This is a genomic window from Neorhizobium sp. AL 9.2.2, from assembly GCF_013317225.1.
Classification (GTDB): Bacteria; Pseudomonadota; Alphaproteobacteria; order Rhizobiales; family Rhizobiaceae; genus Neorhizobium; species Neorhizobium soli.
In genome coordinates, this window is record NZ_JAALXU010000001.1 from 876,833 (window position 1) to 892,711 (window position 15,879).

At 61.3% G+C, this 15,879-nt stretch carries 12 protein-coding genes; 3 read left to right on the forward strand and 9 right to left on the reverse strand.

Annotated features, from left to right (window positions below; all coding sequences use genetic code 11):
• Positions 1 to 77 precede the first annotated feature (77 nt).
• Genes G6K99_RS04135 through G6K99_RS04155 form a run of 5 tightly spaced genes read right to left on the reverse strand, consistent with a single transcriptional unit; the run spans position 78 to position 7,322 of the window.
• On the reverse strand, positions 78 to 1,283 hold the full coding sequence (locus tag G6K99_RS04135; protein WP_174195793.1) for a glycosyltransferase family protein: 1,206 nt from the start codon (positions 1,281 to 1,283) through the stop codon (positions 78 to 80).
• A gap of 57 nt (positions 1,284 to 1,340) precedes the next feature.
• Positions 1,341 to 2,519: an ABC transporter permease gene (locus tag G6K99_RS04140; protein ID WP_113109646.1), complete on the reverse strand. Its 1,179-nt coding sequence runs from the start codon at positions 2,517 to 2,519 to the stop codon at positions 1,341 to 1,343.
• The gene (locus tag G6K99_RS04145) at positions 2,516 to 3,514 is read right to left on the reverse strand and encodes an ABC transporter permease (protein ID WP_174195794.1); all 999 of its coding nucleotides are present in this window, start codon (positions 3,512 to 3,514) and stop codon (positions 2,516 to 2,518) included. The genes G6K99_RS04140 and G6K99_RS04145 overlap by 4 nt, the downstream gene beginning before the upstream one ends.
• The gene (locus G6K99_RS04150) at positions 3,514 to 5,433 is read right to left on the reverse strand and encodes an ABC transporter substrate-binding protein (RefSeq protein WP_244631353.1); all 1,920 of its coding nucleotides are present in this window, start codon (positions 5,431 to 5,433) and stop codon (positions 3,514 to 3,516) included. The genes G6K99_RS04145 and G6K99_RS04150 overlap by 1 nt, the downstream gene beginning before the upstream one ends.
• On the reverse strand, positions 5,430 to 7,322 hold the full coding sequence (locus G6K99_RS04155) for an ABC transporter ATP-binding protein (protein ID WP_092661536.1): 1,893 nt from the start codon (positions 7,320 to 7,322) through the stop codon (positions 5,430 to 5,432). Before G6K99_RS04155 ends, G6K99_RS04150 begins: the two co-directional genes overlap by 4 nt.
• Positions 7,323 to 7,569: 247 nt before the next feature.
• Between G6K99_RS04155 and G6K99_RS04160 the strand changes: the two genes are divergently transcribed.
• The gene (locus tag G6K99_RS04160) at positions 7,570 to 8,553 is read left to right on the forward strand and encodes a glycosyltransferase (RefSeq protein WP_174195795.1); all 984 of its coding nucleotides are present in this window, start codon (positions 7,570 to 7,572) and stop codon (positions 8,551 to 8,553) included.
• 27 nt (positions 8,554 to 8,580) lie between these two features.
• On the opposite strand, the gene G6K99_RS04165 is transcribed toward G6K99_RS04160, so the two are convergent.
• Positions 8,581 to 9,312: a polysaccharide deacetylase family protein gene (locus G6K99_RS04165; RefSeq protein ID WP_174195796.1), complete on the reverse strand. Its 732-nt coding sequence runs from the start codon at positions 9,310 to 9,312 to the stop codon at positions 8,581 to 8,583.
• A complete protein-coding gene (locus G6K99_RS04170) occupies positions 9,309 to 10,421 on the reverse strand; it encodes a glycosyltransferase family 4 protein (protein ID WP_174196043.1) in 1,113 nt (370 codons plus the stop codon). The genes G6K99_RS04165 and G6K99_RS04170 overlap by 4 nt, the downstream gene beginning before the upstream one ends.
• 171 nt (positions 10,422 to 10,592) lie before the next feature.
• On the opposite strand from G6K99_RS04170, the gene G6K99_RS04175 reads away from it, so the two are divergent.
• Both G6K99_RS04175 and G6K99_RS04180 read left to right on the forward strand, forming a co-directional pair.
• On the forward strand, positions 10,593 to 11,870 hold the full coding sequence (locus G6K99_RS04175; RefSeq protein WP_174196044.1) for a nucleotide sugar dehydrogenase: 1,278 nt from the start codon (positions 10,593 to 10,595) through the stop codon (positions 11,868 to 11,870).
• 43 nt (positions 11,871 to 11,913) lie between these two features.
• Positions 11,914 to 12,396 (forward strand): class I SAM-dependent methyltransferase, encoded by a 483-nt coding sequence (locus G6K99_RS04180; RefSeq protein WP_174195797.1) that lies wholly within the window; start codon positions 11,914 to 11,916, stop codon positions 12,394 to 12,396.
• A gap of 198 nt (positions 12,397 to 12,594) precedes the next feature.
• Here G6K99_RS04180 and G6K99_RS04185 read toward each other — a convergent pair whose 3' ends face one another.
• Together G6K99_RS04185 and G6K99_RS04190 are read right to left on the reverse strand one after the other, a co-directional pair.
• On the reverse strand, positions 12,595 to 13,047 hold the full coding sequence (locus tag G6K99_RS04185) for a cyclic nucleotide-binding domain-containing protein (RefSeq protein WP_062454806.1): 453 nt from the start codon (positions 13,045 to 13,047) through the stop codon (positions 12,595 to 12,597).
• 39 nt (positions 13,048 to 13,086) lie between these two features.
• Complete coding sequence (locus G6K99_RS04190; RefSeq protein ID WP_062453552.1) at positions 13,087 to 15,816, reverse strand: ABC transporter transmembrane domain-containing protein; 2,730 nt, start codon at positions 15,814 to 15,816, stop codon at positions 13,087 to 13,089.
• Positions 15,817 to 15,879 lie beyond the last annotated feature (63 nt).

Below are 15,879 nucleotides of genomic sequence, written 5' to 3' on the forward strand. Positions count from 1 at the left end.
GTTCCAGCAGAAATGCGCAGCGGGTTTCCACTTGGGCCGTTTGGCGGCGGCACTGCGTCCGGTCAGGAGAGGGCGTGTTAGCCTTGCGCAATCGCAAGGTGGCGTCCCTTGTTCTTCATCCAGCCTTCGACGATCTCGCCGATATGCGGCAGGCCTTCCATCTGCAAGCCGGGTGCCGTCACCGAGGGCGGGTCGCGCTTCCACAGCGCCTTGATCGCGGCTGCAAATTTCGTGGCATCGGCACTGTCGTCGGCAGACAGCATGTCGACGAGACCGAGTTCCGCGCCGCGTGTTGCACGGATCAGCTGTTCCTCGCGCGGTTGAGTGCGCGGCACGATCAGCGCCGGCTTGTCGAATGACAGGATCTCGCAATAGGTGTTGTAGCCGCCCATGGCGATCACCGCCTTGGCGCCGGCGATCCGGTCTTCCATGCGGTTGTCGAACTCGATCACCTCAAGGCGCGGATCGTCCTTGCAGGCCTCGGTAAACACGGCGCGCTGCTCGGCCGGCATGTAGGGCCCAAGCACGATCACCGTCTTGTAGGTCAGCGCCGGATCGGCCTGATAGGCTGCAATCACGTCGCGCACCAGGTCTGCGCCATCGCCGCCGCCACCGGTCGTCACCAGCAGGTAATCCTCGTCCGCATCGGTTTCCGGCACGGCACCGGAGGTCACCTTGCGCTGTAGGAAGCCGACGAAATGCATCTTCTTGCGCACGGATGCCGGCGCATCCAGCCCTTCGAGCGGATCATGAAACTCCGGCGGGCCGTAAACCCACACGTCGTCATAGAGCTGGCCGATCTTGCGCAGCGTATCGTGCCGCTCCCATTCGGCCTTGAGCAGATGCGGCGCGTCCATCACGTCGCGAAGGCCGAGCACCAGACGTGTGCCCTTGGTCTTCAGATAGACCAGCGTGTCCTCCACTTCGCCGCGAAGGCCAAGCGGCTCCTTGTCGACGATAAAAATATCGGGCTCGAAGCTTTCGGCGGTATGGCGAATGCTGGAATGGCGCATCTTCAGCGTCTCGGCCAGATCGATATGCTGGTCCATCGACGTGTAATCGCCGTTGTGCAGCTTGATCACGCTGGGGATCTTCACGAAATCCACGCGGGCGCGATAATCGAAGGCACCGGCAATCGTCGCGCCGGAAATGATCAGCACCTGCACGCCGCGGTAATTCTCCACCAGCGAATGAGCGATGGTGCGGCAACGGCGCAGGTGGCCAAGCCCGAACGTGTCATGGCTGTACATGAGAATGCGGGCATTATTCAGATGTCGCGGCATGCCCGAAACTCCTACCGGCAACGATGTGTCTGACAACGCGGCGTGCCGCAGCAGTCACTATTTATATGGATCTGCCGCATCTCTAAGACCATCACCGAGGAAATTGAAGGCAAGTATGACGAATATCACTGGCACGACCGGCAGCAGCAGCCAAGGATAAAGTGCGATGGCGCTGACGCTTCGCGCTTCTGTGAGAAGAACGCCCCAGCTTGTGATCGGCGGGCGAAGACCGAGGCCGAGGAAGCTGAGCGTCGTCTCGCCAAGGATCATGCCCGGAATTGTAAGCGTCGCGCTGGCGATCAGATGCGACATGAAACCGGGGATCAGGTGGCGACCGATGATGCGCGTGCTTCCGGCACCCATCAACTGTGCGGCAAGCACGTAATCCTCTTCGCGCAGCGACAGCAGTTTGGAGCGCACCGCGCGCGCAAGCCCTGTCCAGTCGAGCAGACCAAGGATGAAGGTGATCCCGAGATAGATGACGAGCGGGCTCCAGTCGGCCGGCATCACGGCCGCCAGCGCCAGCCACAGCGGAATGCTGGGGATCGACTGCAGCACCTCGATGATGCGCTGGGTGACCGTATCAAACCAGCCGCCCCAATAGCCGGCAATGCCGCCGATGACGATGCCGAGGATGAAGCTTGTGGCAACACCAAGAAGGCCGATCGTCAGCGAGATCCTTGCGCCGTAGAGAATGCGCGACAGCATGTCGCGGCCGAGCCGGTCGGTGCCGAGCAGATGGAACTGGCCGCCTTCCGCCGGGCAGACCAGATGCGTGCTCATCTCGACGACGCCCCAGAACCGGTAGGGATCGCCCTGGCAGAGAAAGCGCAGCTTTTGCACATCGGCCGTGTCGTCGGAATAGTTCCGCCGCAGTGTCGTCATGTCCAGGTCCATCTTCTGGCCATAGACGAACGGACCGACGAAGTTACCCTCGTGGAACAGATGCACCGATTGCGGCGGCGCGTAGATGAAATCGATATTGCGGGTATGCACCTTGTAGGGCGCCAGGAACTCGACGACCACGATCATCAGATAGGCGATGAGGAGAAGGATGCCGGAGATCAGCGCCAGCCGATGCCGCTTGAAGCGCCACCACATCAGCTGCAGCTGCGATGCCTCGTGAACCTTCAGCGCGCCGCCATCGGCATCGCGCTCGATCTCGTAAGGGTCGAACGCCCCCTCGCGGACGTAATGCGGCAGCTTGCCCGCGTCGCTGCTGTCGATCACCGTCATTTGGTTCTCCCGCCGCGAAGCCTGATGCGCGGGTCGAACATCGCAAGCGCAATGTCTGAAATCAGCACGCCGATAACAGTAAGGAAGCTGAGGAACATCAGGAACGAGCCGGCAAGATACATGTCCTGGCTCTGAAGGGCGCGGATCAGCATCGGGCCGGTGGTCTCGAGCGAAAGCACCACCGCGGTGATTTCAGCCCCTGAAATGATCGAGGGGAGAATCGAGCCGATATCGGAGATGAAGAAGTTGAGCGACATCCGCAGCGGATACTTGGTCAGAACCTTGAACGGATGCAGGCCCTTGGCACGCGCCGTCATCACATACTGCTTGTGCAGTTCATCCAGAAGATTGGCCCGCAGCCGCCGCACCATGCCGGCCGTCCCGGCAGTGCCGATGATCAGCACCGGGATCCAGATATGCTCGAGGATCGACTTGAACTTCGCCCAGCTCATCGATTCCGACATGTACTGCGCGTCCATCAGATGGCCGATCGACGTGCCGAAATAGATGTTGGCGAGATACATGAGAACCAGCGCCAGCACGAAATTTGGAACCGCAAGACCGATCAGGCCGAGAAGCGTCAGCCCGTAATCGCCCCAGCTATACTGGTGGGTGGCCGAGTACACGCCGATCGGGAAGGCGAGAACCCAGGTGATGATAATGGTCAGGGTGGAAACGAGGATCGTCAGCCATACCCGGTCGCCCACCACCTCCGTCACGGGCATGCGATATTCGAACGAGTAACCAAAATCGCCGGTCATCATCCCGGCCACCCAGTTGAGGTAGCGGATCGGCTCCGGCTGGTCGAAACCGTAACGGGCGCGCAGGTCTTCGATTTCCTGCAGATCGGCCTTTTCGCCCATCGCCTTCAGCTGTTCGACATAGCTTTCGAAATAGTCGCCCGGCGGCAGCTCGATGATCGTGAAGATCAGCATCGAGATCAGGACCAGCGTCGGGATCATCACGAGGATGCGCCAGATAATGTAGCGGAACATCAGGCAGTTTCCTCGTCATACCAGAATGCATCCGGCAGATAGACGCCGAGATAGGATGTGGGGTCGAAACCGTAGAGCGCCTTCGACGGCACGTTTTGCAGCTTGGACGATTGCACGACGGGCTGCAGCGTGGCGTTGACGATGCCGATCGTAAAGACCTGGTCGGTAAACAGCGCCAGCATCTTGTGCCAGACATCCGTTCGCTGATCGAAGCCCTCTGCCTTACGCCATTCACTGTAAAGGTCCAGCAGCGCCTTTGCCTCGGGAAGATCAGGCGCCCTGCCATCGCTGCCGCCGGAAAGCGCATGCAGTCCCCAGATCGACCATTGCAGCTGGTCGTCGCTGGTCGGTGCCAGTTCCTTCGGCGCCATGTCGGCAGTTGGTACGCCATTGTCGAGGCCGCCGCCGACCGACATAATCGCATCGCCGCCCTTCACCCGCCGGCGCAGAAGCTCACGCTGGGCGACATGCGGGTAGATCTTGATGCCGACCTGCAGCAACTGGTCGCCGATCAGTTCCAAGGCATCGGTCTCGAACGTGCTCTCGCCGGTAATCTCGATGATGATCTTTGCCAGCCTGCCATCGGGCAGGCGGCGCATGCCCTCACTATCATCCATGGCAAGACCGATCTCGTCGAGCAGCCGGTTCGCCTGATCAGGATCGAACGCCGCCCAAGCCTTCTGGTATTCCGGCTTGAACAGCGGGCTGTCGGGTAGGATCGAATTGGAGCTCTCGGTCGCAAGACCATAGAACACCGCCTTGTTGATTTCGCCGCGATTGATCGCAAGAGACATCGCACGCCGGAAGCGCACGTCGCGGAAGAGGTTGCGCCAGCCTTCATCCTTGCAGTTGAGGTTGGGAAACAGCGCCATGCGCGATCCTTGCGTCCGCTTCCACAGATCCACCTTCAACGGGTAGCGCTGCTCGGCATTCTTCAGGAACGTGTAATCGGCAAAATCGAGGTTGGTCACCTGCAGGTCGCTCTCGCCGGTGCCGGTCTTGGCAGCGATCAGGTCCGCGGAGGACACGTCCAGCATCACCTTGTCGATATAGGGAAGCTGCAGGCCGTTTTCGTCGACGCGGTAGTAATAGGGGTTGCGCTCGAACACGAAGCGCTCGGCCGGCGGCGCGGTGCGGTTGCGCCAGGCATCCAGCGTCGGCAGGTTCGGGTTTTCCGGCCGCACCACGCGCGACATCTTCTGGTGCAGCGCCGCCCAGTCGTCGACCCTTTCCTTGGCGATATGCTGAGCCAGCAGTTCCTTCGTCTGGTAGCGCATATGGAACTGCTTCATGTAGGCAGCGGGGAACATCAGCCGGATCGGCGAGGGCGAGGCCTGGTCGGCGAGGAAATCCGGATTGGGATCGTCCCAGCTGTAGCGCACGGTGCGCGCATCGATCACCTCGAACCGGGGCGGCTTGCCGTTGATCATCAACCCAGCCGGCGGTCCGCCTTTGGCGAGCTTCTTTTCGTGAAAAACGTCATCCCAGGCATAGCGGAAATCATCCGCCGTGAACGGGCTTCCGTCCGACCATTTATGGCCTTCACGCAGATGGAAGGTGAAGACGCGGTCGTTCTCGACCTCGTAGGCTTCCAGAATATCGGCTTCCAGCTTCAGGTCGGAATTGTATCCGACAAGCCGGCTGTAGCAGTTGATCGGCATGAAGCGGATGTCGCGCTGACCGCCGATCAGCATCCGCATCGAACCGCCGTAACGTCCGGGTTTGAGCCCGCGCTCTGCAAGGTTGAGGACGCGCGGCGTCTTCGGCAGACGCTCCTCTATGGGCGGCAGCGGCGTCTCGGTCGGGATCTGCGCCAGATAGTCGGACTGGCTAAAGGCCGCAAACACCCGCGCCGGGATTGCGGTTGCACCCGCGACCGAGCCCAACAGGGCCAGCATATGCCGTCTGGAAATCGTCATCCTGCCACAAGCTCCCGCGCATCGACATTGGTGCGGGCAAGAACCAGATGCCCGCCGCCGAGATCCACATGGGTCAGCTGGTCGCTATCCTTCTCGTCGAGGAACTGCTTGCCCCAGATCTTCATGGCCGATGCCGTCGGCGTGCCGATCGTCTCGAAATCCAGCTTGTGGTCTAGGCTCGGCAGAGGCACGGCGGCCAGCAGTTTCTTCGTATAGGGATGAACAGGTGCCCGCATGATCGTTTCGCAGGGGCCGATTTCCACGATCCGCCCCGCATACATCACCGCCACCCGGTCGGCCATGTAGTTCACGACCGCCAGATTGTGCGAGATGAACAGATAGGTCAGCCCGAGTTCGGACTTCAGGTCCTTCATCAGGTTCAGCACCTGCGCCTGGATCGACACGTCGAGCGCCGAAACCGGTTCGTCGCAGATCACCAGATCCGGCCCGAGAGCCAGTGCCCGCGCGATCCCGATGCGCTGGCGCTGGCCACCGGAAAACGAATGCGGATAGCGCATCAGCGCGCTTTCGGGCATGCCCACCGCATGGATCAGCCGGCGCACCGCTTCCTGCCGCTTGGCCAGCGGGCCGCGGTCATGGATGTCGAGCGGTTCGCGAATGATGCTGCGAACCGGCATGCGCGGCGAAAGTGATGAGACCGGATCCTGGAACACCATCTGCAGACGGGTGCGCAGATCGTCCAGCACTTCGCCTTCGCAGTTGAGCACGTCGACCGGACCGTTTTCGCCGTTATAGACGACACTGCCATGATCGACCGACAGTCCGCGCATCAGGATTTTGCTGAGCGTGGTCTTGCCGCAGCCGCTTTCGCCCACGAGCCCGAGCGTCTCGCCGCGGCGGATCTCGAAGCTCACATCATTGACTGCCACCGTCCGCTCGGGCTTTGCCCCGAAACCAAAGCCTGCACCCTTCTTGGTGACGAAGCTCTTGGTGACGTGGTTGACCGACAGCAGTATCTCGGGGAGGACCTTCTCGCTCTTGCGCCGTCCCATCAGGCCAACCGTATCCACCTTGATTTCGCGCAGCGGCTTCAGGCGCTCCTCGCGTGGCCTGTCGAAATCCGGCACCGCTGCCATCAGCCCCTTCGTATAGGGATGCTGCGGATTGCGGAAAATGTCCGAGGCCGAGCCAGCCTCCATGACCTCGCCGCGATAGACCACCACCACTTCATCGGCCATCGAGGCGACGACACCGAGATCGTGGGTGATCAGAAGCATTGCCATGCCGAGTTTGGCCTGCAGCTCCTGCAGCAGCTTGAGGATCTGCGCCTGGATCGTCACGTCGAGCGCCGTCGTCGGCTCGTCGGCGATCAGAAGCGCCGGGCGACAGACCAGAGCCATCGCGATCATCGCACGCTGGCGCATGCCGCCGGAAAGCTCGAACGGATACATGTCGAACACGCGGGCAGGATTGTCGAAACCGACGAGAGACAACGTCTCCTCACTCGCCTCGCGCCGCTCCGCAGGCGACATCGCCGTATGGATTTTCAGGCTTTCCTCGATCTGGTTGCCGACCGTGTGGATCGGCGAGAACGAGGTCATCGGTTCCTGAAAGATCATGCCGATGCGGCTGCCGCGGATCGCGCGGATCTGCCGCCCGTCGCGGGGCAGCGCAATCAAATCGACGGACTGGCCGGTCGCTGGATCGTCGAACACCGCGCGCCCGGAAATCTTGGCGACGTCGGTCTCGATCCCCATGATCGCGCGGCCGAGAGCCGACTTGCCGGAACCGCTTTCGCCCACCAGTGCCGTGACCTGGCCCGGGCGTATCCGCATGCTGAGATTCCGGACCGCCTGGATCGCGCCGCCCCAGACCGGGAACGACACGTTCAATCCTTCGATGCGGAGAACTTCCTTCGGTGGGTTCATCAATGAAGTCCGGCTCCCGGAGAATGGAGCAGAGAGGTAAGATTGATCGATTGCAAAACACGGTAGCGCACGCTCGTGCACCTGTCCATTGCAGCAACCCCGCTGCCGATCGTCCCTATCATGCGCCCCCCTGCATGTCGGTTGACATCTGCGCCAATAAGCCTGACCTCTTGGCGGAGATCGAGAAATTCGAGTGTTAAACGCATATCCCCTAGGAGCGTTGCGTGACAGCGAGGTGAAATTACACGTGCCAGCCGAAAAGTCTGACCAGAAAACCTATAAGCGCAAAATCACCGATGCCCGCGCCCTGATCGAGGCCGGAAAACTGGAGGAGGCGCAGGCCGCTCTAACAGCACTTTCCGCCGACAAAACGGTGATGACGACGGATGTTCTGGGCGAGCGCACGGCTCTCGGAATGCCGCGCAAGCTTCACTCCGCATGGCTGAAGCTTGCCAAGGCAGAGGGCGACGCGATCGGCCGCGTCGGTCTGCAGCACGGCCTCGTCCCCGATCCCGCCGTGATGGCGCCGTTCATCACCTTCGATGCAGATGAGAAACGGCTGATGGCAGAGCTTGGGCGAGAGCCGGTGCCGCGCATCATTCACCAGATCTGGATCGGCTCGCTGCCGCTGCCACCAGCCGTCGCGCGCTGGGAAAGTCATGCGAAGGCGACCGGCTTCGAATATCGGCTGTGGCGCGAGGCGGATCTCGAACAGCTCGGCATTGCAAGCCATCCGGCCTATCTCGCGATGCTCAAAGACGGCGATTATCCCGGCGCCGTCGATGTCGCCCGCTATGCCATTCTGCTGGAGCATGGCGGCATCTATCTCGACTGCGACTGGTATCCGACCCGCGAGGATATCGGTTTCGGCGATCTTCTGCCGCTGATCGGTCTCGGTGCGATCGCCGAGGACGTGGCGCGCGATGTCGGGGCGGGAAGTCTTCTCCTCGCCAACTCCTTCATCGCCACACCGCCCGGCCATCCCGCCTTTGCAAAGATGCTCGAGGTGTTTCCCGACGTGATGGCGGCGCTGCCGCAGGCGCCCGCCTGGTGGTCCACAGGTCCGCTGATCATGACCATGTTGTTTCGGCAGACCAATGTGTTTCTCGCCCCCTTCGGCCTCGTCGCCGCGTCGTTGAAGCGCGGCGCACCGATCGAAGATGTCGAGAAAGCCTGCGCGGATGCGGTTGCTTCCGGAGAAGGCCTGCTGGTCGCCTGGAAGAGCTGGTAGGCTCGAAGCGCTAGGTGAGGCGTAGGATCAAAGCCCCAGCAAGTCCCGCGCCGAGCGCCAGCGGCAGGCGGGGTGATCCGCCGTCACGCCGAACAACAGGTCGAGGAAGTGCCAGGCAGTGTCGTCATGCACGAGATGATGGCCGAGCACGCCGATCACAGGTGCCCGTTCCGGCGTCTCGATCAGCGCGATCGTCTCCGTGATGAGATCGGAAGCCGGTCGTCCGCCGCGCGTGCCGTGCCAGTCCATGATGTCGACATGGCTGTTCAGCATCGCAACCGACGCCGTCTTTTCCGGCCCGAAGGTGGAAAGCGCCTTGAAACCAAGCGCCGGCAGCGCCTCGACCAGTTCGGGCGCAATCCGGTTCCACGGCGGCACCAGCATCGGCAGGAAGCGGGGCGCATGCAGCTCTGCCAGCTTGTCGAACCCGGCCTTCAGCTCGGACACGATATCGGGCAGGGGGCGATGGCTCCCGAGTTCCTGCTTCTTTTCTCCCGCACCCGCATAGTTCCGATGCGACCAGCCATGCACCGCGACATCGAGATGCGGCTGGGTGTCGAGATAGGATGCGAGATCGGCACCCGTCATCTCGGGGATGACAGCAAGCGTTGCCGGTACGGAAAACGCATCGGCCATGGTCGCAAGCTTTGCCAGCTGTTCCGTCGGCTCGACAGCGTCATCGTCGCGCAGCCAGAAATCGATCTGCCTTCCGTTGTCGGCAAGCCGGTCGAGCGCCAGCCTCAGGTCGTTTTCGATCATGCTTTTTCCTTTGCGCCTATGGCGGTGATGATCTCGTCAAGCCTGTCGGCCGCAGCCGTGATCGATCGTTGCGACACGACGAAATCCCGCGCCCCTTGGCCAAGCCGCAGCCGCTCCGTCTCGTCATCCAGCAGCCGTTCGATGGCCGCCGCAAAGGCAACCGCATCCCCCGGTGGCGTCAGGATGCCGCCGATCCCGTCGGTCACCACCTCGGGCACACCGGCGCCGTTTTCCGCCACGACAGGCACGCCGGATGCCTGCGCCTCCAGATAGGAAAGCCCATAGGCTTCCGAAACCCCCGGCCATGTCAGGATCGCTGCGGTCGACAGCAGCGCTGCAACCTCCTCGGCGCTCTGCAAGCCCATCCACTCCACACGCCCGGCAAGCGCCCCCTCAAAGAGCGCCTCCACCTCCTCCCGCATCGGCCCGTCGCCGATCGCCATGAGGTGCCAGTCGTTACGATGGGCAATCTGCTTCAACGCCTCGGCAAGCGCCACATAACAGGCAAACTTGTTGCCCGGCCGCATCATCCCGACAGCCACCAGCCGCCCCGGTTCAGGCGATGGCGCGCGGGCCAGATAGGGCGTGGGATCGATAAACGGAAACAGCCGCGAAAGCCTCACATCCGGCACCACCTCCGCAAGCCCGCGTCCGTCGCGTTCAGTGAAACAGATATTGGTCGCCGCCAGTGCGACCGCATCCACTACAATTTCCTGCGCTTCCACCCACTGCCCCAAATTGCGCCGATGCGAATAGGAGGCTTCCGCCGTCACATAGGGAATGTCGAAACGACGGCAGAGGGTAGGGCCGATCAGGTCCGGCGCCTTGTAATAAAGGTGGTAGGTAAACCACAGGTCCGGCAGTCTCTCGCCGAGTGCCAGTCGTCTTTCCCACTCAGTCGAAATCCGCTCGACCTCGCGCGCCGCCTGCGCATCGCGTTCCCCAGTCGACGAGGTCTGCTCGGGCAGAAACGCGCGGAACTCCGAAACCAGATCGACCTTGTGTCCTTTGACCCCAAGGATCTCGATCAATTGCCGTGCCATCAGCCGGTCGCCTGAGGGGACGGTATGGTTCGGCGATTTCAGTGGCGCGTAGAAGGCGATGTCCATGCTGTGGGATAGCATCCGTCACGCCAGCGTGAAAAGCCCGATCTCTTGACAGAGCCAGTCGTTGGGCTCACCTGATGGCTTCCCAGTTCGAATGCCTCCGGAGTGCCATCCTTGAACCAGCAATCGCCACAGGCGACGGATCTTTTGTCCGCCATCGAAGACAAGCGCGCAATGATCGGCGTCATCGGCCTCGGCTATGTCGGCCTGCCGCTCGCCATGACGGTCGCCCGCGCCGGCTTCAAGGTCACCGGTTTCGACATCGATCCCGCCAAGATGACCGCGATCGAGGCGGGAAAAAGCTATATCGAGGCCGTGCCCGACGACGTACTTTCCGCCGAGCGCGATGCCGGCCGGTTTGCAGCGACGACCGATTTCGCACGCCTTGCCGAATGCGACGTGATCGCCATCTGCGTGCCGACGCCGCTCACCCGTCACCGCGAACCTGACCTGTCCTATGTCGCAAAAACCTGCGAGCAGATCGCCGGCACCCTGCGCAAGGGCCAGCTCGTCGTTCTCGAATCCACCACCTATCCCGGCACGACCGAAGAGGTGATGAAGCCGATCCTCGAAAAGACCGGGCTGGTTGCGGGCGAGGATTTCTTCCTCGGCTATTCGCCGGAACGCGAAGACCCCGGCAACCGCGATTTCCAGACCTCGACCATCCCTAAGGTCGTTGCCGGCGATGGCGAGGCGGCGTCTGCCATGGTCTCTGCCTTTTACGGCGCCGTCGTCGAAACCATCGTTCCGGTCTCCGGCACCCGCACGGCTGAAGCGGTCAAGCTCACGGAAAACGTCTTCCGCGCCGTCAACATCGCGCTCGTGAACGAGTTGAAGATCGTCTACGAGCGAATGGGCATCGACGTCTGGGAAGTCATCGCCGCCGCCAAGACCAAGCCGTTCGGCTACATGCCCTTCTATCCGGGCCCGGGCCTCGGCGGTCACTGCATCCCGATCGATCCGTTCTACCTCACCTGGAAATCGCGCGAATACGACCAGCCGACGCGCTTCATCGAACTTGCCGGCGAGATCAACACGGCAATGCCGCGCTATGTCGTCGACCGGCTGGCCGAAGCACTCGACCGCATGCTTGGCAAGGCGCTCAGCCGTTCGCGGGTTCTCATCCTCGGTCTCGCCTACAAGAAGAACGTGCCGGATATCCGCGAAAGCCCGTCGCTACGGTTGATGGAACTGCTTCTGGAACGCGGTGCCGACGTGGCCTATCACGACCCTTACGTCTCCGAAGTGCCGCGCACCCGCGAATACGGTCACCTGATGGGCCGCAAGTCAGTCGCGCTCGATCAACTCGGCGATTTCGATGCCGTCGTCATCGCCACGGACCACGACAGTTTCGATTACCAGGCGATTGCCGATGGTGCGCCGCTGGTCGTTGATACCCGCAATGCGATGGCCAATCGCGGCATCACGTCGCAAACCATCGTCAAGGCGTAACCGTGCCCTATCTCAACGCTTGATCGCCGGAAAAGGGAAAGCAATGAGCAGACTGGACAGCTTCATCAACCGGATGACCGCGCAGCGCGACATCCTCAATCACATCAAGAACGATCTCGGCCTGCCGGCTTCGGGTGATGTCTACGAGGTCGGCATCGGCAACGGCCGCACCTATAGCCATCTGCGCGAGCTGTTCGCCGACCGCCGCATCCTCGCCTTCGACCGCTCCAACGGCGCCCACCGTACCGAAGCACCGTCCGAAAACGACGTCGTGCTGGGAGAGATCAAGGATACCGGCCAGGAATATGTCGGCAAGAACGCTGCCCTCGTGCATGCGGACATCGGCACCGGCTATCCGGATGCGGATGCGAGAACCTTGGAGTGGTTGCCGCAAATGGCGGCCGGCATGCTCGCGTCGGGCGCCTATGCCGTCAGCGGCCTGCCGCTCGACCACCCCGATCTTGAAGAACTGCCGCGCCTGCCCAGTGTGGAGGAGGGCCGCTACTTCTATTATCGCAAGCGATAAACAGGCCGTGAAACGGGCGTGAGGACCAGCGCCACGCCCGTGTTCCGCCACAAATGCAGGTCAGAAAAAACCTGTCTTCAGCATCGCTGACCGAGTGTCCAACGCGCGCAAATGGCATCGTTTGCGCGCTCAAAGACCCGCGGATGAGCCGAGGGAAAGGCTGTGGATAACCTGTGGATAACGGCCGATGACGGGCAATCAGGCGTGCTGACGGTCCCGGCGCATGTCGTCCATGCGGGCACCACGGATCGTTTCGGCCAGCGTCCGGCTGATTTCCATGCTCATGCGCGGATTGTCGGAGATCACCTTGAAGAAGGCATCCTTGGTAATTCGCAGAACATCGACCTCAGTCACGGCACGTGCTGTCACGGCCTGCGAGCAATTGGAGAGAAGGCACATCTCGCCGATAATGGAATTGCACCCGGCCTCGCCGATCTTGGTCTCGGAATTCGCCGAACCGCTGATCATGTCGACCTTTCCGCACAGGATCACGTAGGCAGCATCGCTGCTGTCGCCCTGTGAGAAAATATCCTGCCCCGGTTCGTAGAGAACGCGGTCGGAGGTAAAGGCAAGCAGCTTAAGTTTGCACGGATCGACCCGGCAAAAATAAGGAACTTTCTTCAGCAACTGCACTTCATCGTTGAGCAACATGGTTTCCACCATTTGGTCATCTTGTTGGCGGCTGCGATATTATGCCACCAACGATTTAAAAATACCACTCTTTGTATCCAGAGCCTCAAAAGAGTCGTCTTCGGCCACGGATCCCTTGTCGAATACGATAACACGATGAAACAATCGTGACAGGGCAGTATTCGACAAAACCCACGCCACAGAAGGATTATTGTCCTGCTGAGCGAGGAAGTGAAGCACATTCTTAACAATTTCTTCCTGAGCCCTCCGATCGAGGCCCGGAAGGGGCTTGTTGAAGATGTAATAATTGGAGCGCCGCACCAGCGCTCGGGCCAGGCTCAGCTTGTGGCGCTGGACCAGTGTCAGCCGCCGGCCGCTGGCGCCCATGTCGTAGTCCAGCCCGATGCCGATAAAGCTCTCATAGAGACCCATTTCGCGCAGCAACTTGCCCGCCACGTTGCGGATCTTGGTCGGCGCGTCGGCGTTGCGTTGCGACAGCTTGCCGAACAGGATGTTTTCGCGAAGCGTCGCCGAGCCCATGTATTTGTGCGGATCGTAGCGCTCGATGCGGCTGCGCAGCGATGCCGGCAGGTTGGCATAGAAGATGTCGCGCGTGGCAACGATCTGGTTCATGATCTCGGCGGTCAGGACGCCGAAGCGGTAGCGTGGCTCGATATAGTACAGGCTGAGCTTGACCACCGCGCGCCGGTCGTCCTCGCTGGGCTTGAAGTCCCGGCGGCTGCGCTTGCGCTTCAAAAGCTGCTCGTAGAACGCGATATCGTCGGTGGTGATATGCTCGAGCTGCTGGAACAGCGGATGTTCCGGCGGCAGGCCCTGGAAGATTTCCGACAGGTTTTCTGCGATCGAAAGTCCCATGTCGTAGAACAGGTCGAACAGATTGGCCGTCTTCAACACTTCGAAGACATACTCTCCCTCGGCCAGTTCCATATCCAGTTCCGCCGACTGGCGCGTCGCCGCAAACAGCAGGTTTTCCCGCACCGTCGCTTCGGTGTTGTAGGCGCTGAAATCGAAATAGGAGACGAGATTGCCAAGCCCCTGACTGGCGAGTTCCTCGCGCAGGGCAAACCGCATCTCGACGACACGACCGGTCAGTTCCTCGTGTTCGGCCGGGTCGAGATAGGAATGCAAGGCCAGTTCCATCACGTCGGCTGTCAGCTGCACCGCATCGAGGGCCCTCAAGACCGACTGCTTGACATCGTCTTCGCCGCCTTCCGATACGGAGGTGGATCGACGGTCGATCCAGTCGACGGACGGATCGTGCGTCGTGTTTCCGGCGCGTTCGGCTTCGCTCATTTTCCAGCGCCGCCGCAGCTTCTTGTGTTTGGGCTCGTCTGCGGACTTCTCCTGCACGGCCGGCGCGTGCTTGAGCCCGTAGAGAAGATTGTCCTTGAGCGTCCCGTGGAAAAAGTAGCTGTCGGCCGACGCGTAGGAGACCTGACGCCCGGTCACCGCTTCCGGCAGTTCCAGAAGGTCGACCTCGCCCAGCATCACGCGGCCCGAGGCCGGCCAGGTGATGCGGCCGAAAGCTTCCGCCGTCGCTTCGGCGCCGATGCCGGCATTGTCGATCATCGCCACCAGCTCGCCGGGCTCGATCTTGAGCGTCACGTTTTCGGCGATATGAGCGCCGCTGCCATCGACGATGGTGAGGTTCAGAGCGGCAAGCGGAGACGGCGTATGGTCCGGCACATCGTGGGCGAGCGCATGCAGCGTCGGCGCGATCAGCACGCCCGGCTCGAACTGTTCGCGCACCTGTTCGTATTTTACCTGCACGTCCTGGCGCGCCTGGTCCCAGTCGATCAGTTCCTTGAGCGGGCCCGGCAGGTCCTTGTAGGCGTTGATGACGGCCACCAGCTGGCCGACGTCGAGCGTGCCGCGCAAGGCAAAATAACCGCCGATCGAATAGAAGAGAAACGGCGTCAGCTGCGACAGGAAATTGTTGACGAACTTGACGATGAATTTCCACCGATAGAGGTCGTAGCGGATCTGGAAGATCTGCCCCAGCCGGTCGGAAATATCGGCACGCTCGTAATTGCTGGTGTCGTAGCTGTGGATCGTGTCCATGCCCTCGACGATCTCGCCCACCTTGCCCGCCAGATGCCGGGCGGTGATCTGCCGCTGACGGCCGAGATCGATCAGACGGCGGCGCATCTTCGGAATGATGCCGACCTGGATCGCCACCATGAAGGCTGCGATCAGCCCCAGCCACAGGTTCTGCAACAAAATGAAGGTGAGGGCAGCGATCGCCTGTCCACCCAGCATGGCCGGCTGCACGAAAGCGTCACCGGTAAAGCCGCCGAAAGGCTCCACCTCGTCCTTGACCATGCTGGAGACTTCCGCACCGCGGATCTGCCGCATCGTGCTTGGCGGAAATCGCAGAAGACGGTCCACCAGCTCGTAGCGGATACGGCGCAGCAGCCGTTCGCCCAGCCGTCCCTTGTAGGTGTTGATGTAGAACTTGAACAACCCGTTGACGATGACGAGCAGCAGGAACACGCCCGAAAGCGCCATCAGCGTCGCCAGCCGGTTGAGCTCGAAGCCTTCGAAACCGAAGGACCACTGCGTCAAAGGAATGGTGAACTGGAACGCGAGAAAGGGCCGGGTTGCGGCCGCCATTTCGAACCCTTCGCCCTGGATCGGCCCGTTGATGATCTGCTTGGGAAGGTCGAACGCAAGGAAGTACGGAATCATCGAAATCAGAACGATCGCGAGAACCCATAACTGCTGCGGTCGCGTATGATTCCAGATATAACGAAGTAGATGTTTTTCCATCGGCAACGGATCTCAGTTCCCGAGGCTGGATTGCACAGCGCGCCTCCCGGAAGGGTGAAGGGA